This window comes from Pandoraea iniqua, assembly GCF_902459685.1.
In the GTDB taxonomy this organism is placed as follows: Bacteria; Pseudomonadota; Gammaproteobacteria; order Burkholderiales; family Burkholderiaceae; genus Pandoraea; species Pandoraea iniqua.
The window spans coordinates 1,140,499-1,155,814 of sequence record NZ_CABPSF010000001.1; the positions used below are offsets into that span (position 1 = coordinate 1,140,499).

At 63.2% G+C, this 15,316-nt stretch carries 15 protein-coding genes; all 15 read left to right on the forward strand.

The window, feature by feature from the left end; translation table 11 throughout:
• Positions 1-39: 39 nt before the first annotated feature.
• On the forward strand, positions 40-456 hold the full coding sequence (locus tag PIN31009_RS05015) for a gamma-butyrobetaine hydroxylase family protein (RefSeq protein ID WP_150789507.1): 417 nt from the start codon (positions 40-42) through the stop codon (positions 454-456).
• A 48-nt stretch (positions 457-504) separates the two neighbouring features.
• Positions 505-1,239 carry a bifunctional demethylmenaquinone methyltransferase/2-methoxy-6-polyprenyl-1,4-benzoquinol methylase UbiE gene (gene ubiE / locus PIN31009_RS05020; RefSeq protein WP_058377411.1) on the forward strand — a complete coding sequence of 245 codons (735 nt, stop codon included), beginning with the start codon at positions 505-507 and terminating at the stop codon, positions 1,237-1,239.
• Between the two features lie 243 nt (positions 1,240-1,482).
• Complete coding sequence (locus tag PIN31009_RS05025) at positions 1,483-2,469, forward strand: Tim44 domain-containing protein (protein ID WP_246185499.1); 987 nt, start codon at positions 1,483-1,485, stop codon at positions 2,467-2,469.
• 145 nt (positions 2,470-2,614) lie between these two features.
• Complete coding sequence (locus PIN31009_RS05030) at positions 2,615-3,226, forward strand: ubiquinone biosynthesis accessory factor UbiJ (RefSeq protein WP_150683255.1); 612 nt, start codon at positions 2,615-2,617, stop codon at positions 3,224-3,226.
• A gap of 3 nt (positions 3,227-3,229) precedes the next feature.
• Positions 3,230-4,792, forward strand: a complete 1,563-nt coding sequence (gene ubiB, locus PIN31009_RS05035) for a ubiquinone biosynthesis regulatory protein kinase UbiB (RefSeq protein ID WP_150683256.1) — start codon at positions 3,230-3,232, stop codon at positions 4,790-4,792.
• Positions 4,782-5,477, forward strand: coding sequence for a methyltransferase domain-containing protein (locus tag PIN31009_RS05040; RefSeq protein ID WP_150789509.1), 696 nt, complete (start codon positions 4,782-4,784; stop codon positions 5,475-5,477). Before ubiB ends, PIN31009_RS05040 begins: the two co-directional genes overlap by 11 nt.
• 321 nt (positions 5,478-5,798) lie before the next feature.
• Positions 5,799-7,244: a high affinity choline transporter 1 gene (locus PIN31009_RS05045; protein WP_150683258.1), complete on the forward strand. Its 1,446-nt coding sequence runs from the start codon at positions 5,799-5,801 to the stop codon at positions 7,242-7,244.
• A 213-nt stretch (positions 7,245-7,457) separates the two neighbouring features.
• Complete coding sequence (locus PIN31009_RS05050; RefSeq protein WP_150789510.1) at positions 7,458-7,829, forward strand: FmdB family zinc ribbon protein; 372 nt, start codon at positions 7,458-7,460, stop codon at positions 7,827-7,829.
• 134 nt (positions 7,830-7,963) lie between these two features.
• A complete protein-coding gene (locus tag PIN31009_RS05055) occupies positions 7,964-8,608 on the forward strand; it encodes a DUF502 domain-containing protein (protein ID WP_058377416.1) in 645 nt (214 codons plus the stop codon).
• A gap of 47 nt (positions 8,609-8,655) precedes the next feature.
• Entirely contained in the window at positions 8,656-10,458 is a 1,803-nt protein-coding gene (gene aspS / locus PIN31009_RS05060; protein ID WP_058377417.1) for an aspartate--tRNA ligase, read from the forward strand.
• Between the two features lie 106 nt (positions 10,459-10,564).
• On the forward strand, positions 10,565-10,936 hold the full coding sequence (locus PIN31009_RS05065; RefSeq protein ID WP_150789511.1) for an NUDIX domain-containing protein: 372 nt from the start codon (positions 10,565-10,567) through the stop codon (positions 10,934-10,936).
• 138 nt (positions 10,937-11,074) lie between these two features.
• Positions 11,075-11,536, forward strand: coding sequence for a dihydroneopterin triphosphate diphosphatase (gene nudB, locus PIN31009_RS05070; protein WP_150789512.1), 462 nt, complete (start codon positions 11,075-11,077; stop codon positions 11,534-11,536).
• Between the two features lie 15 nt (positions 11,537-11,551).
• On the forward strand, positions 11,552-12,709 hold the full coding sequence (gene clsB / locus PIN31009_RS05075) for a cardiolipin synthase ClsB (protein ID WP_150789513.1): 1,158 nt from the start codon (positions 11,552-11,554) through the stop codon (positions 12,707-12,709).
• Positions 12,710-12,883: 174 nt separating this feature from the next.
• Complete coding sequence (locus PIN31009_RS05080) at positions 12,884-13,477, forward strand: TetR/AcrR family transcriptional regulator (RefSeq protein ID WP_058377421.1); 594 nt, start codon at positions 12,884-12,886, stop codon at positions 13,475-13,477.
• A 39-nt stretch (positions 13,478-13,516) separates the two neighbouring features.
• Positions 13,517-15,304: an acyl-CoA dehydrogenase C-terminal domain-containing protein gene (locus tag PIN31009_RS05085; RefSeq protein WP_150789514.1), complete on the forward strand. Its 1,788-nt coding sequence runs from the start codon at positions 13,517-13,519 to the stop codon at positions 15,302-15,304.
• Positions 15,305-15,316 lie beyond the last annotated feature (12 nt).

A 15,316-nucleotide genomic window follows, 5' to 3' on the forward strand; every position in this document is an offset into this window, starting at 1 on the left:
TGTGCGCGGCACATCGACTGAATTTCTGGAGTGACACACATGGCAGGGCTGGAGAAAGACACGCCGATTCCTGTTTCCCTCACGCTGCATCGCGTCTCGCGTGTGCTCGAACTGGGATATGAAGACGGCAAACACTACCGGCTGCCGTTCGAACTTCTGCGCGTGCTCTCGCCGTCGGCGGAAGTGCGTGGCCACGGCCCGGGGCAGGAAACGCTCCAGACCGGCAAGCGCGAGGTCGAACTGAACGGCCTTGAGCCGATCGGCAACTACGCGGTGCGCCCCGTCTTCTCGGACGGCCACGACACCGGCATCTATTCTTGGGACTTCCTCTACGAGCTGTGCGTGCGTCAGGACGCGCTGTGGCAGGAGTATCTCGACAAGCTGGCAGCCGCAGGCGTCGATCGCGACACGCCGATGCCGTCGCTCGCCAGCGGCCACGGCTGCCACCACCACTGATGCACCGGCGGCGCTGCGTGCGCCGCTTTCATGAATTGGGAGATTGCGATGGGTGAACAGACCCACTTCGGTTACGAGACCGTCGACGAGAAGGAAAAGGCCGGCAAAGTCGCCGAAGTGTTCCATTCGGTAGCGAGCAAGTACGACGTCATGAACGACCTGATGTCGGGCGGCCTGCACCGTATCTGGAAAGCGTTCACCATCGGCCGCGCCGCCGTGCGCCCCGGTTTCAAGGTGCTCGACATCGCGGGCGGCACGGGCGATCTGTCGAAGGCGTTTGCCCGTCAGGCTGGTCCGACCGGTGAAGTCTGGCTCACGGACATCAACGAATCGATGCTGCGCGTGGGCCGCGATCGCCTGCTGGACGCCGGTATCGTCACGCCCGCGCTGCTGTGCGACGCCGAGAAGCTGCCGTTCCCGTCGAACTATTTCGATGTGGTAACCGTAGCGTTCGGACTGCGCAACATGACGCACAAGGACGCCGCACTGGCGGAAATGCGCCGTGTGATCAAGCCGGGCGGCAAGGTCATGGTGCTGGAGTTCTCGAAGGTGTGGCAGCCGCTCGAGAAGGCGTACGATACGTATTCCTTCAAAGTGCTGCCGTGGCTGGGCTCGCGCATCGCGGGCGACGCGGAAAGCTACCGCTATCTGGCCGAGTCGATTCGCATGCACCCGGATCAGGAGACGCTGAAGTCGATGATGGAAGACGTCGGTCTGGAGCGGGTGGAGTACCACAACCTCACCGCCGGTGTGGTCGCGCTGCACATCGGCCGCAAGTTCTGATGCACTGAGCGGATGCGCCAAGAATAAGCACTTACTTACTTGATACGGCGCAGCGCCCCGGTTGGTGGAAAAGTTCCGCCCCGGGGCGTTTCTCTAAGTACAGGCTAATTTTGCTGTGGCAGAATCGGGCGTCGCGTTATCCCGTTTCAGTACGTAAAAAAGATGCTGAACCAATCCGATAAACGCCTGTCAGTAAACAGCACCTTATAACTCCACGGAGAGACCAGAGCGATGTTCCAGTTCATGAAAAACAAGCTGTTGTTGGGCGTAGTGGCCGGCGTTTTGGCGGTCGGCATGACGATCGCAGACGCCGACGCCAAGCGCGTTGGCGGCGGCCGGAGCGTCGGCAAGCAGTCCAACACCGTGACGCAGCGTCAGGCGACGCCGCAACAACCGGCCCAAAGCCCGAACGCCGCACCGAACCAAGCCGCACCGGCTGCTGCTGGCGCAGGCGCCGCAGGGGCGGCCGCCGCTGCCAAGCCGGCCAACCGTTGGCTCGGCCCGATCGCCGGTCTGGCCGCCGGTCTGGGTATCGCAGCCCTGTTGTCGCACTTCGGCATGGGCGGCGCGTTCGCCAGCATGATGGCCAACGTCATCATCATCGCGTTGATCGCCTTCGCCGTGCTGTGGGTCATCCGTCGCTTCCGCGGCAACAAGTCGCAGTCGCAGACCCCGGCCTACGCTGGTGCCAACGCAGGCAACGACGCCTCGAACAACACCCTGCGCCAGTCGTGGGATAGCCAGCAACCGGCCCAACAGCCGGCCGCTTCGAACCCGTCGACGCAACCGGCGCTGTCCGCTGTCCCGGCTGCTGCCGGTGTCGCGGGTGCAGCAGCCGCTGCCGCAGGTCCGTTCGGCGTGCCGGCAGGCTTCGATGTCGAAGGCTTCCTGCGCAGCGCGAAGGTGTACTTCAACCGTCTGCAAGCCGCTTGGGACAAGGGCGATCAAGCCGACATCAACGAGTTCACCACGCCGCAGATGTTCGCGGAAATCAAGATGGACCTCGAAGAACGTGGCAAGTCGACCAACCGTACCGATGTGGTTCAACTCGACGCTGAACTGCTCGGCATCGAGCAAACGACGAGCGAGTACATGGCCAGCGTGCGTTTCTCGGGTCTGATCCGTGAGACGGAAGGCGCTGCCGCCGAGCCGTTCAACGAAGTCTGGAACCTGACCAAGCCGGTGACCGGCAATGCCGGTTGGGTACTGGCCGGGATTCAGCAGCTCTAAGCTACCGCCGTTTTTGCCGTAACCTGCCTTACAATAAGAGCCCGCGTTTGAAGCGCGGGCTCTTTTGTTTTTGCCGCCTGGCGAGGTATGCCGGGCGACGTCTTTCGGTGCGACCGGTGTTCTGCGCCGGTCGGCCGCCAAGCTCATGACCGTAGCCGCCAAAGCCTTTGCCGCCACCGTGAATCACTTGCTCGCCCGAGAACCGTGGGCGCGCGAACGCCTGCGCCAACACATCGGCGCCTCCGCCCGGCTGGCGATGTCGCCGTTCGACCTGCGTTTGCAGGTGGGCGACGACGGCTATCTCGCCGCCTTCGAGGCCGACACCCCCTGCGACGTCAGCATCGCCGTGCCCCCGTCGGCGCTGGCCGACTTTGCGGGCGGCGGTCAGGCCGCCGTCATGCGTCACGTGAAGATCGAGGGCGACGCCGAGTTCGCCAATACGGTGTCCTATCTTGCCCAGCACCTGCGCTGGGAGGCCGCCGAAGACCTGAGCCGCGTGATCGGTGATGCCGCCGCCCACCGGGTGACCGAAACCGGCAAGGCCGCCGTGGCCGGTGCGCGCCGCACCGGGGCGACGCTGGCGCGCTCGCTCACCGACTATCTCGTTGAAGAAAACCCGTTGCTCGTGGCCCGCCCACGGCTGGACGCCATGCGCGACGACATCGGCACCCTGCGCGACGATCTGGCGCGACTCGAAAAGCGACTCGAGAAACTTGAGCGCCAGCCCGGCGCGCCGCGTTCCACCGGAGGCCGCTGACCGATGCGACTTCTGCGCCTTATCAAGATTCTGTTCGTCTGCTATCGCTACGGCCTCGACGAGCTGGTGCTCTCCAGCATTCGCCATCCCATTGCACGCAGCTTCATGCGGGTGCTCTCATTCGGGCGTAGCGGGCTGAAGGCACCGCGCGGCGAGCGTCTGCGTCTGGCGCTCGAAGCGCTTGGGCCGATTTTCGTGAAGTTTGGGCAGGTGCTCTCCACCCGCCGTGACCTGATGCCGCCCGACATCGCGCAGGAACTGGCGCGCTTGCAGGATCAGGTGCCCCCGTTCGATCCGGAACTGGCTCGTGCGGCCATCGAGAAATCGCTGGGCCGACCGCTGGAAGAAGTGTTTGTCGAGTTCGAGCGCTCACCGGTGGCCAGCGCATCGATTGCGCAGGTCCACTTCGCGCGCATTCGCGAAGGCCAGCATGCGGGCAAGGAGGTGGCCGTCAAGGTGCTGCGCCCGAACATGCTCGGCGTGATCGACAGCGATCTCGCGCTCATGCGCGATCTGGCGGGCTGGGTCGAGCGGCTGTGGCCGGACGGCAAGCGCCTGAAGCCGCGCGAGGTGGTGGCCGAGTTCGACAAGTATCTGCACGACGAGCTCGACCTGATGCGCGAGGCCGCGAACGCGGCGCAACTGCGTCGCAATTTCATCGAATCGGGCATGTTGATGGTGCCCGAGATGTATTGGGAATTCAGTACCAGCACCGTGCTCGTGATGGAGCGCATGCGCGGTGTGCCGATCAGCCAGATCGAGGTGCTGCGCGAGGCGGGCGTCGATCTGAAGAAGCTGGCGCGCGAAGGCGTCGAGATCTTCTTCACACAGTTTCTGCGCGACGGGTTCTTCCACGCGGACATGCACCCAGGCAATATTCTCGTGAGTCTCGATCCGGCCACGTTCGGGCGCTATATCGCGCTCGACTGCGGCATCGTCGGCGCGCTGTCCGAGTTCGACAAGAACTATCTGGCGCAGAACTTCCTCGCGTTTTTCCGTCGCGACTATCACCGGGTGGCATCGCTGCATCTGGAGTCGGGCTGGGTGCCGTCCGATACGCGTGTCGAGGAACTGGAAGGGGCGATTCGTGCGGTTTGCGAGCCGTACTTCGACCGTCCGCTCAAGGAAATCTCGCTGGGGCTCGTGCTGATGCGCCTGTTCCAGACGTCGCGCCGCTTCAATGTGGAAATTCAGCCGCAACTGGTGTTGCTGCAAAAGACGCTGCTCAATATCGAAGGGTTGGGGCGTCAGCTCGATCCGGATCTCGATCTGTGGAAGACGGCCAAGCCGTTTCTCGAGCGCTGGATGGCCGAGCAGATTGGTCCGCGCGGCTGGCTGGAGCGACTGAAAACCGAAGCGCCGCAGTGGAGCAAGACCCTGCCGCAACTACCGCGATTGATTCATCAGGCGCTGGCCGCGCATGCCCGTCCGCAGGACGACACGGTGCTGCTCGCACTGCTTCAGGAGCAACGCCGCACCAACCGCCTGCTGACCGGCGCGTTCTGTCTGGTGGGCGGTGTCGTCATCGGGGTGCTCGCGGCATTCGTGTGGATCTATGGCGGATAAATCTCAGCAGGATCAGGGCGGGCAGAGCGGAGAGGGCGCGTCGACTCCTGCGAACGGCGCCCTCGATGCGACGGCCTCAGCTGCACCGGCATTTGCGCATCGTGATTCATCGCGTGCCGAGTTCTGGAATGAGCGCTTCGAGAAGGCGTTCATGCCTTGGGATGCTGCCGGCGTGCCGCGCGCGCTACGAGAGTTTGTCGCCAGCGAGGCCGTGCCTCAGGCGACGCTGATTCCCGGCTGCGGGGCTGCCTACGAAGCCGCATGGCTCGATGGTCAGGGCTGGCCGGTGCGTGCCATCGACTTTTCGCCGGTGGCCGTCGAGCAGGCTAAGGCGCTGTTGGGCTCGCGCGCTGAACTGGTCGATGAGGCCGACTTCTTTGCCTATACGCCGCCGTTCACGATCGACGTGATTTACGAGCGCGCGTTTCTGTGCGCACTGCCGCGCACGCTCTGGCAGGACTACGCCCGCCGGGTGGCGCAACTGCTGCCGAGCGGCGCCCGTCTCGCGGGCTTCTTCTTCCTGCGCGAAACTCCCAAGGGACCGCCGTTTGGCATTGCGCCCGAGGCGCTCGATGCCCTGTTGACGCAGGATTTCGTCTGCGAAGTGGATCTTCCCGTCGATGCGGCAGATTCGGTGCCGGTGTTCGCCGGGGCTGAACACTGGATGGTCTGGCGGCGGCGTTGAGCCGGCCGCACCGTGCCCGGCTATCGTCGTTTCCCGAAATCTGCGACGTCCGGCACCGGGATTTGTGATTTTTTCCCCGCGCGTGTCGCACGCCGCTATAATCGGCCCAAATTTTTTCGCCAGGTGGCAAAAACGGGCGCCCCCGAGCGCTGAACAGCATCAGCCCCGTCATGCTCGACCTGAATTTCTGTTGCCCGGAAGGCTGCGGCCCGCGGCACGGTTTCGTTAGTTCGCGTGTGCGGCCGCCGGCGGCCAGATCACGCCCCGCACACTGACGCTGCCGCCGCTACCGTCGCCCTGGGGCTTGGCTGGGGCCGCGTTATGCTGATCTGGTTTGTCATTTTGTATTGGGTCATTTCGGTGGCCATCGGGCTGCTGGCCGCCCTCAAGGTCCGCAATACCAAAGATTTCACCGTTGCCGGGCGCCGCCTGCCGTATGGCATGGTCATCGCCGTGGTGTTTGCCACGTGGTTCGGTTCGGAAGCCGTGCTCGGCATCCCGGCCACGTTCATCGGCGACGGTCTGCGCGGCATCGTGGCCGACCCGTTCGGCTCGTCGATGTGTCTGGTGCTCGTCGGCGTGTTCTTCGCCCGCAAGCTGTATCGCATGAACCTCATGACGATCGGCGACTTCTACAAGCTCAAATACAACCGCACCGTCGAAGTCGTGACGAGTATCGCCATCGTGATCTCGTACCTCGGCTGGGTCGGCGCGCAGATCAAGGCGCTGGGCCTCGTGTTCCATACGGTCTCGGGCGGCGCGATGTCGGAGCCCACGGGCATGATCATCGGCGCGGTGTCGGTGCTCGCATACACGCTGCTCGGCGGCATGATTTCGGTCGCCGTGACCGACTTCATCCAGATGATCATCATCGTGGTCGGTCTGGTCTACATCGCCGTGGAAGTCTCGGGCATGGTGCCGGGCGGTGCGTCGGCGGTGATCGCCCATGCGGCCGATGCCGGCAAGTTCGTGTTCCTGCCCGCGATGAATCCCGCCGATGTGCTGGCGTTCATTGCGGCGGGCGTGACCATGATGTTCGGCTCGATACCGCAGCAGGACGTGTTCCAGCGCGTGATGTCGTCCAAGACAGAGAACATCGCGGTCGCAGGCTCCATCACCGGTGGCGTCCTGTACTTCTTCTTCACGTTCATCCCGATCTTCCTCGCCTACTCGGCGCTGCTGATCGCCCCGTCGATGGTGCAGAAGTACATCGGCACCGATCCGCAACAGATCCTGCCGCAGTTGGTGCTCACCAGCGTGCCGATCGTGGCGCAGGTGATGTTCTTCGGGGCGCTGCTGTCCGCCATCAAGAGCTGCGCGTCGGCCACGCTGCTGGCCCCGTCGGTGACGTTTGCCGAGAACATCATTCGCCCGATGCTGCGCGGCCCGATCGACGACAAGCACCTGCTGCGCCTGATGCGCATCGTCGTGCTGTGCTTCACCGCGCTGGTGCTGGTGTACGCGCTGAATTCGAAGGCATCGATCTTCCAGATGGTCGAGAGCGCCTATAAGGTCACGCTGGTCTGCTGCTTCGTGCCGCTGGCGTTCGGCTTGTACTGGAAGCGCTCGAGCTCGCTGGGCGGCACGCTTGCCGTGTTCAGCGGTCTGGTCGTCTGGATCGGCTGCGAAGTGTTGGCACCCGAGGCCCTCGTGCCGCCGCAACTGGCCGGCCTGCTGGCCTCGATTACGGGCATGGTCGTGGGTTCGCTGCTGCAACCGGCGTCAGAGCGCGGTCAGCCGCCGAGCCAAGAGGTGTCGACGATCTGATTCGTCTGTGCCGCGAGGGTGGCGGCTGTGTGAGCGCTCGCTTTTGCGCGGGATGCCGTCACACGTAGTCACCGGCCAGAAACGTCAAATGCGGTGACGCGAGACCTTGATCTTGCGTCACCGCGTGCCCATATATCTCCGGACAAATCCCGAAAGCCTTGTGAAGCGGTTATAATTCAAGGCTTTGCGCGCCTTTTCCCGTCGGAAAGAATCATGCCTATCTACGCCTATCGTTGCGAAACATGCGGTTTCGCGAAAGATGTGCTGCAAAAAATGAGCGATACCCCGCTCTCCCAGTGCCCGGAATGCGGCAAGGATACGTTTCGCAAGCAGGTGACTGCGGCGGGCTTCCAGCTCAAGGGTTCGGGATGGTATGTCACGGATTTCCGTGGGGGTTCGGGCGGCGCTAGTGCACCCGCTTCCGGCGCGGCGGCGTCGTCGACGGCAGCGGCCTCGTCGGGCGAAAGCGCTTCGACATCGAGCGCATCGGATGCATCGGCGGGATCGTCGGCTGCGTCCAGCTCGGACGGCGCGTCGTCGAGCACCCCGGCGGCCAGTTGCGGTGGCGGCTGCGCTTGTCATTAAGTGTTGCCAGTATTACCCGAATTACCTGTATTGCCTGAATTGAACGAACAAGCAGAACGACGCGTCCGGCCCGGCGGCCTGGCGCGTGATTGACCCCGCTGACCCAGTAGCCGCCGACATTCGCGAGTCCTGCCATGAGCGTCAAAAAACCCGCGTTGAAGACGATTTTCCTCACCGGCCTGCTGGTGCTGGTGCCGCTCGCCATCACGTTGTGGGTGCTGGGCCTGATCATCGGCACGATGGATCAGACCTTGCTGCTGCTGCCTGACGACTGGCAGCCGTCGCACCTGATCGGCATGCGCGTGCCGGGCTTCGGCGTGGTGGTCACCCTCGCGTTCGTGTTCGTCGTTGGCCTTCTGGCGCATAATTTCATTGGCCAGAAGCTGGTCGGCTGGTGGGAAGCCGTGCTCACGCGCATTCCCGTGGTCGGACCGCTCTACGGCAGCGTCAAGCAGGTGTCCGATACATTGCTCTCGAGCAATGGCAACGCGTTTCGCAAGGCGTTGCTCGTGCGTTATCCGCACGCGGATTCCTGGACCATCGCCTTCCTGACCGGCGCGCCGGGCGGCGACGTGGTCAATCACTTGCAGGGCGAGTATGTGAGCGTTTATGTCCCGACGACGCCGAACCCCACGTCAGGTTTCTTCCTGATGATGCGGGCGAGCGACGTGGTCGAGCTCGACATGACGGTCGATGCCGCCCTCAAGTACATCGTATCGATGGGCGTGGTGGCGCCCGCCCACAACCCGCGCCAGCAGCGTCCCGGCCCGCTCCTGTGAGCCACCGGTGACTCCCGGCGTCATTTTTTGAAAATCGGAACAGCAAAATGTCCATGCGTACCTCCTACTGCGGTCTGGTGACCGAGCAACAACTGGGCCAAACGGTCAAGCTTTGTGGCTGGGTCAATCGCCGCCGTGATCACGGCGGGGTCATCTTCATCGACCTGCGCGATCGCGAAGGTCTGGTGCAGGTCGTGTGCGATCCGGACCGCGCAGAGATGTTCAAGGCCGCCGAAGGCCTGCGCAATGAGTTCTGCGTGCAAATTACCGGTCTGGTACGCGCCCGTCCGGCAGGCACGGAAAACGCCAACCTGACGAGCGGCAAGATCGAAGTGCTGTGCCATGAGCTGCAAGTGCTCAACCCGTCGGTCACGCCCCCGTTCCCGCTCGACGACGAAAACCTGTCGGAAACGACGCGCCTCACGCACCGCGTGCTGGACCTGCGCCGCCCGCAGATGCAATACAACCTGCGCCTGCGCTACAAGGTGGCGATGGAAGTGCGCAAGTATCTGGACGCGCAAGGCTTCATCGACATCGAAACCCCGATGCTCACCAAGAGCACGCCGGAAGGCGCGCGCGACTATCTGGTGCCGTCGCGTGTGAACCCGGGCATGTTCTTCGCGCTGCCGCAGTCGCCGCAGCTCTTCAAGCAGCTGCTGATGGTGGCCGGCTTCGACCGCTACTACCAGATCACCAAGTGCTTCCGCGACGAAGACCTGCGCGCTGACCGTCAGCCGGAATTCACGCAGATCGACTGCGAAACCTCGTTCCTGTCGGAGCAAGAGATTCGCGATCTGTTCGAGAACATGATTCGTCACGTGTTCAAGGAAGCGATCAACGTCGAGTTCGACGCCAAGGTGCCGGTCATGCAGTACTCGGAAGCGATGCGCCGCTTCGGTTCGGACAAGCCGGACCTGCGCGTGAAGCTCGAATTCACCGAGTTGACCGACGTGATGGGCGACGTGGATTTCAAGGTGTTCTCGGTGCCGGCTACGACCGAAGGCGGCCGTGTGGTGGCCCTGCGCGTGCCGGGTGGTTCGGAAATTTCGCGTAGCGAGATCGACGCATACACCGACTTCGTGAAGATTTACGGCGCGAAGGGTCTGGCCTGGATCAAGGTCAATGAAGTGGCCAAGGGCCGCGACGGCCTGCAAAGCCCGATCGTGAAGAACCTGCACGACGCAGCCATCGCCTCGATTCTCGAGCGCACCGGCGCGCAAGACGGCGACATCATCTTCTTCGGTGCCGACAAGGAAAAGGTCGTCAACGACGGTATCGGCGCGCTGCGTCTGAAGATCGGTCACTCGGAATTCGGCAAGAGCCACGGCCTGTTCGAAGCCGGCTGGCGTCCGCTGTGGGTCGTCGACTTCCCGATGTTCGAATACGACGAAGAAGACGCCCGCTGGGTGGCCTGCCATCACCCGTTCACGAGCCCGAAGGACGAGCACATCGACTATCTCGAGACCGACCCGGGCAAGTGCCTGGCGAAGGCCTACGACATGGTGCTCAACGGCTGGGAAATCGGTGGCGGTTCGGTCCGTATCTTCCAAGAGGAAGTGCAGAGCAAGGTGTTCCGTGCGCTCAAGCTGGGTGAGGAAGAAGCCCGTGCGAAGTTCGGCTTCCTGCTCGACGCGCTGCAATACGGCGCGCCGCCGCATGGTGGCATCGCCTTCGGTCTGGACCGCGTCATCACGATGATGGCCGGTGCCGATTCGATTCGCGACGTGATCGCGTTCCCGAAGACGCAACGCGCACAGGATCTGCTCACGCAAGCCCCGTCGCCGGTCGACGAGCGCCAACTGCGCGACCTGCACATCCGCCTGCGTCAGTCGGAAGCGCCGAAGGCCTAACGCATCTCGCGGGCGTGCCGCTCGTGATGAAACGTTCGAACCCCCTCTGCCGCAAGGCGAGGGGGTTTTTGTTTATGCGGTGGGAATACCGAGGGAGGGCAAGTCGATGATAGTGAGTGCGAAGGCGATCATTCGCCGCGACGACACGGTGCTGTTCGCGCGAAATCCGCGCAACGAGTGGGAACTGCCGGGTGGCCAGCCCGAACCCGGTGAATCGCTGGAAGACGCGGTGCGCCGCGAAGTGCTGGAAGAATGTGGCTGGCAGATCGCGCAGGTGACTTACCACGGCAGCGCGTCGTTCGAAGTGATTCCCGGGCGGTATGTGATGCTGGTCTTCTACGTTTGCGAGCGGGATGGGGGCGATCTCACGCCATTGGTCACGAGCAACGAGCATACGATGCTCGGCTGGATCGACGTCGACGGGCGGCGTCCCGACGATCTGCCGCAGTGCTACTGGGACGCGGTCACGCGCGCATAAGCATCGCCTTGCTTCGCCGTCTGGTTGCCTGCGATCTTTGCCTATCCTGCGAGCCGAACGCCGAATTGCTGCCGTTGCCCATTACAATGACTCACCAGCGCGACGCACCGGCGCAGCTTTCCCTCGCTCACCACCTGCATGAAGCCCTTCAAGATTCCCGAATCCGTGCTCGTCGTCATCTACACGCCGGCGCTCGATGTGTTGTTGATCGAGCGGGCCGATGCCGACAATTTCTGGCAGTCGGTGACCGGCAGCAAAGATCGCCTCGACGAGCCGCTGATCGAGACGGCCACGCGTGAAGTGTTCGAGGAAACGGGCATTCGCGTGGGGGACGGCGGCCTGCCCGCCAGCGCGCTGACCGACTGGCAGCACCAGATTCAATACAACATCTACCCGCGTTGGGCGCATCGCTATGCCCCGGACGTCACGCGCAACACCGAACACTGGTTCGGCCTGTGTGTCCCGGAAAACACCCCGGTGACGCTTGCCCCGCGTGAGCATGTCGCTTACGAGTGGTTGCCTTGGGAAGCCGCCGCAGCGCGCTGTTTTTCGCCATCGAACGGCGACGCGATCCGGCAGTTACCCATGCGCGTGCGCTGACGCCCCGGCGCGCCGATGAGCAAGTACCTGCCGTTTTCCCACGATAACGACCTGACGCTGCTCTACCTTGGCGAGGCGTACTTCACTGCGCTGATCGCCGCCATCGACGCCGCCCGGCGCGAAGTGGTGATCGAGACCTACATCTTCGAAGCCGACGACGCCGGACAGAATATCTCCGCCGCGCTGCAACGCGCCGCCCAACGTGGCGTCGCCGTACGCGTGATCACCGATGGCGTCGGCACCAGCCGTCGCCTGCCACTGATCGAGGATTGGCGAGAGTGCGGTGTCATGCATCGCGTCTACAACCCGCATCTGTTCGGAAAATTCGGGTTTTCACGCACGCATCGCAAGCTCGCCGTCGTCGACCACGAGGTCGCGTTTGTCGGCGGTATCAACGTCATCGACGACTACAACGCGGGCGGTGGCGTGCGCATGAGCGACCCGCGCTGGGATTTCGCGGTGCAATGCCGCGGCCCGATCGTCGCGGAAATTGCCATCGCGTTTCATATCCAGTGGCTGCGTCTCGCGCCCGGCTATCTGGGCACACCCTTCCGGCACCGTCGCCGCGGCCAGCGCGGGCGCTTGCATTCGTCGGTCGCCGGGCAAGCGGCATTCGTCGCGCGCGACAACCTGCACAATCGCCGCTCGGTGGAGAAGGCCTACCTGATGGCATTGGGCCGGGCCCGCCACGAGGTCTGGCTCGCCAACCCGTACTTCGTACCCGGACGCCGCCTGCGCCGCGCGCTGACGCAGGCCGCGCGACGCGGCGTGGCCGTGCATTTGCTCATCGGGCGCAAGGAATTCCGTCTGCTCGATATGGCGGTGCCGTGGCTCTACGCCAAGATGCTCGACGCGGGCGTGCGCATCGGCGAATACGACATGCGCCAGTTGCACGGCAAGGTCGCGGTCATCGACGACGTCTGGGCCACGGTCGGCTCGTCCAATCTCGACGCTCTGTCTCTCTTCCTCAATCACGAAGCCAACGTCGTCGTACTCGACGACCCGGTTGTCATCGAGCTGCGTGACCATATCCGCAAAGCGTTCGCCGAAGCGCGCCTGATCGATGCCGCCCAGTACGGCGGGCGCTCGTTATGGCGGCGGTTTCGCCAGTGGGCGGCCTACCGGCTGTACCGGCTGGCGATGAAAGCCATCACCCGCGGCAAGTACGACTGAAGCCCGCCAGACGGCCGGTTGGCCGGGGTTTTCACGCCCGCCGCCACGCGTTTCGATTAGGTATTCCGATCTAATAAATTCCTTGTTCGCCCATGGGCGTCCCCCAATAATAGGACGGCCGTTCGATTTTATGGTTAGCATCGGAGAACGGATAACCAAAGCGATGCCATACACATGCGAAAGGGTGAACAGACACGCAACGCGATCCTCAATGCCGCGCTAGAACTGGCGGGGCGTGACGGACTCGAAGGCCTGACGATCGGCTTACTGGCTGATCGTATGCAGATGAGCAAGAGCGGGGTTTTCGCGCATTTCGGTTCGCGCGAAGACTTGCAGATCGAAGTGCTGCGCGAATATCACCGGCGCTTCGAAGAAGAAGTGTTTGCCCCCAGCATGGACGTGCCGCGCGGCTTGCCGCGACTGCGCGCTCTGGTCGATCGCTGGATGGACAAACGGATTCGCGAAGTCACGACGGGCTGCATCTATATCAGCGGTGCCGTCGAGTACGACGATCGCGCGGCCAGTCCGGTGCGCGAAGCCTTGGTGAAGAGTGTGCGGTTGTGGCGATCGGCCCTGCTGCGCGCGATCACGCAAGCGAAGGAGGAGGGGCATCTGCGCTCGGACACCGATCCGCGCCTGATGCTCTTTGAAATGTACAGCCTGACGCTCGGCCTGCATCACGACGCGCGCTTCCTGCGGGAACCGGGTGCCGTAGAGATGACCCGGGTGGCACTGGAAAAACTGATTTCGTCTTATCAGCGCGGGTGAGGCGCGAGCCGTCCGCGATTCGTTTCGGAGGAGAAGGTCATGGGACAGTACAACGCGCCGCTGCGCGACATGCAATTCGTCATGCACGAACTGCTGGGCGTGGAAAACGAATTGAAAGCATTGCCGAAGCATGCGGACGTCGATGCCGACACCATCAATCAGGTGCTCGAAGAAGCCGGCAAGTTCTGTAGCGAAGTGGTCTTCCCGCTGAACCAAGTGGGCGATCGCGAAGGCTGCAAATACGAAGGCGACGGCGTGGTCACTACGCCTACGGGCTTCAAAGAGGCCTATCAGAAATACGTCGAAGCCGGTTGGGCCTCGCTGGGCTGCGATCCGGAATTCGGCGGTCAGGGCCTGCCGCAAGTCATCAACAACGCGCTGTACGAGATGCTGAACTCGGCCAATCAGGCGTGGACGATGTACCCGGGCCTGTCGCACGGCGCCTACGAATGCCTGCACGCGCACGGTACCCCCGAACAACAAGCCACTTATCTGCCGAAGATCGTCTCGGGCGAATGGACCGGCACGATGTGCCTGACCGAGCCGCATTGCGGCACCGATCTGGGCATGCTGCGCACGAAGGCTGAACCCAACGGCGACGACTCGTACGCCATCTCGGGCACCAAGATCTTCATCTCGGCTGGCGAGCACGACATGGCCGCCAACATCATCCACCTTGTGCTGGCACGTCTGCCGGATGCGCCCCCGGGCACCAAGGGCATTTCGCTGTTCGTCGTGCCGAAGTTCATCCCCGATGCCAACGGCGCACCGGGTGAGCGCAACGGCATCAAGTGCGGTTCGATCGAACACAAGATGGGCATTCACGGTAATGCCACTTGCGTGATGAACCTCGACGGCGCGAAGGGCTGGCTCGTCGGCGAACCGAACAAGGGCCTGAACGCCATGTTCGTGATGATGAATGCCGCACGTCAAGGCGTGGGCATGCAGGGTCTGGGCCTGACCGAAGTCGCTTATCAGAACTCGCTGGTGTACGCGAAGGAACGCATCCAGATGCGCTCGCTCACCGGCCCGAAGGCACCGGACAAGCCCGCCGATCCGATCATCGTCCACCCGGACGTGCGCCGCATGCTGCTCACGCAGAAGGCTTATGTCGAAGGCGGCCGTGCGTTCTCGTATTGGACCGCGCTGCATATCGACAAGGAACTCTCGCACGGCGACGAAGCCGAGCGTAAAGAGGCTGCCGATCTGGTCGCGCTGCTCACGCCGATCATCAAGGCCTTCCTGACCGACAACGCGTTCGAGTGCACGAACCACGCGATGCAGATCTACGGCGGCCACGGCTACATTGCCGAGTGGGGCATGGAGCAATACGTGCGCGATGCGCGTATCAACATGATCTACGAAGGCACGAACACGATTCAGGCACTCGACCTGCTGGGCCGCAAGGTGCTGGGCGACATGGGCGCCAAGCTCAAGAAGTTCGGCAAGCTCGTGCAGGACTTCGTCGAAGCCGAAGGCGTGCGCGAAGACATGCAGGAGTTCATCAACCCGCTCGCGGACATCGGCGACAAGGTCCAGAAGCTGACGATGGAAATCGGCATGAAGGCGATGGCCAACCCCGACGAAGTCGGCGCGGCAGCTGTGCCTTACCAACGCGTGGTCGGCCATCTCGTGTTCGCCTACTTCTGGGCGCGCATGGCAAAGATTGCCCTCGACAAGCAAGGCAGCGGCGACAAGTTCTACGAGTCGAAGCTCGCTACGGCGCGTTTCTACTTCGCCAAGCTGCTGCCTGAGACCGCGTATCACATCCGCGTGGCACGTGCCGGCGCGAAGACGCAAATGGAAGTCGACGTCGACCTGTTCTGAGAGCGGAGGAGA

Coding starts and splice junctions, on each gene's coding strand:
- clsB (WP_150789513.1), top strand. CDS start 11,552: ATGAGCAAGTACCTGCCGTTTTCCCACGATAACGACCTGACGCTGCTC.
- PIN31009_RS05065 (WP_150789511.1), top strand. CDS start 10,565: ATGATAGTGAGTGCGAAGGCGATCATTCGCCGCGACGACACGGTGCTG.
- PIN31009_RS05055 (WP_058377416.1), top strand. CDS start 7,964: ATGAGCGTCAAAAAACCCGCGTTGAAGACGATTTTCCTCACCGGCCTG.
- aspS (WP_058377417.1), top strand. CDS start 8,656: ATGTCCATGCGTACCTCCTACTGCGGTCTGGTGACCGAGCAACAACTG.
- PIN31009_RS05045 (WP_150683258.1), top strand. CDS start 5,799: ATGCTGATCTGGTTTGTCATTTTGTATTGGGTCATTTCGGTGGCCATC.
- PIN31009_RS05085 (WP_150789514.1), top strand. CDS start 13,517: ATGGGACAGTACAACGCGCCGCTGCGCGACATGCAATTCGTCATGCAC.
- PIN31009_RS05080 (WP_058377421.1), top strand. CDS start 12,884: ATGCGAAAGGGTGAACAGACACGCAACGCGATCCTCAATGCCGCGCTA.
- ubiE (WP_058377411.1), top strand. CDS start 505: ATGGGTGAACAGACCCACTTCGGTTACGAGACCGTCGACGAGAAGGAA.
- PIN31009_RS05040 (WP_150789509.1), top strand. CDS start 4,782: ATGGCGGATAAATCTCAGCAGGATCAGGGCGGGCAGAGCGGAGAGGGC.
- PIN31009_RS05050 (WP_150789510.1), top strand. CDS start 7,458: ATGCCTATCTACGCCTATCGTTGCGAAACATGCGGTTTCGCGAAAGAT.
- ubiB (WP_150683256.1), top strand. CDS start 3,230: ATGCGACTTCTGCGCCTTATCAAGATTCTGTTCGTCTGCTATCGCTAC.
- nudB (WP_150789512.1), top strand. CDS start 11,075: ATGAAGCCCTTCAAGATTCCCGAATCCGTGCTCGTCGTCATCTACACG.
- PIN31009_RS05025 (WP_246185499.1), top strand. CDS start 1,483: ATGAAAAACAAGCTGTTGTTGGGCGTAGTGGCCGGCGTTTTGGCGGTC.
- PIN31009_RS05015 (WP_150789507.1), top strand. CDS start 40: ATGGCAGGGCTGGAGAAAGACACGCCGATTCCTGTTTCCCTCACGCTG.
- PIN31009_RS05030 (WP_150683255.1), top strand. CDS start 2,615: ATGACCGTAGCCGCCAAAGCCTTTGCCGCCACCGTGAATCACTTGCTC.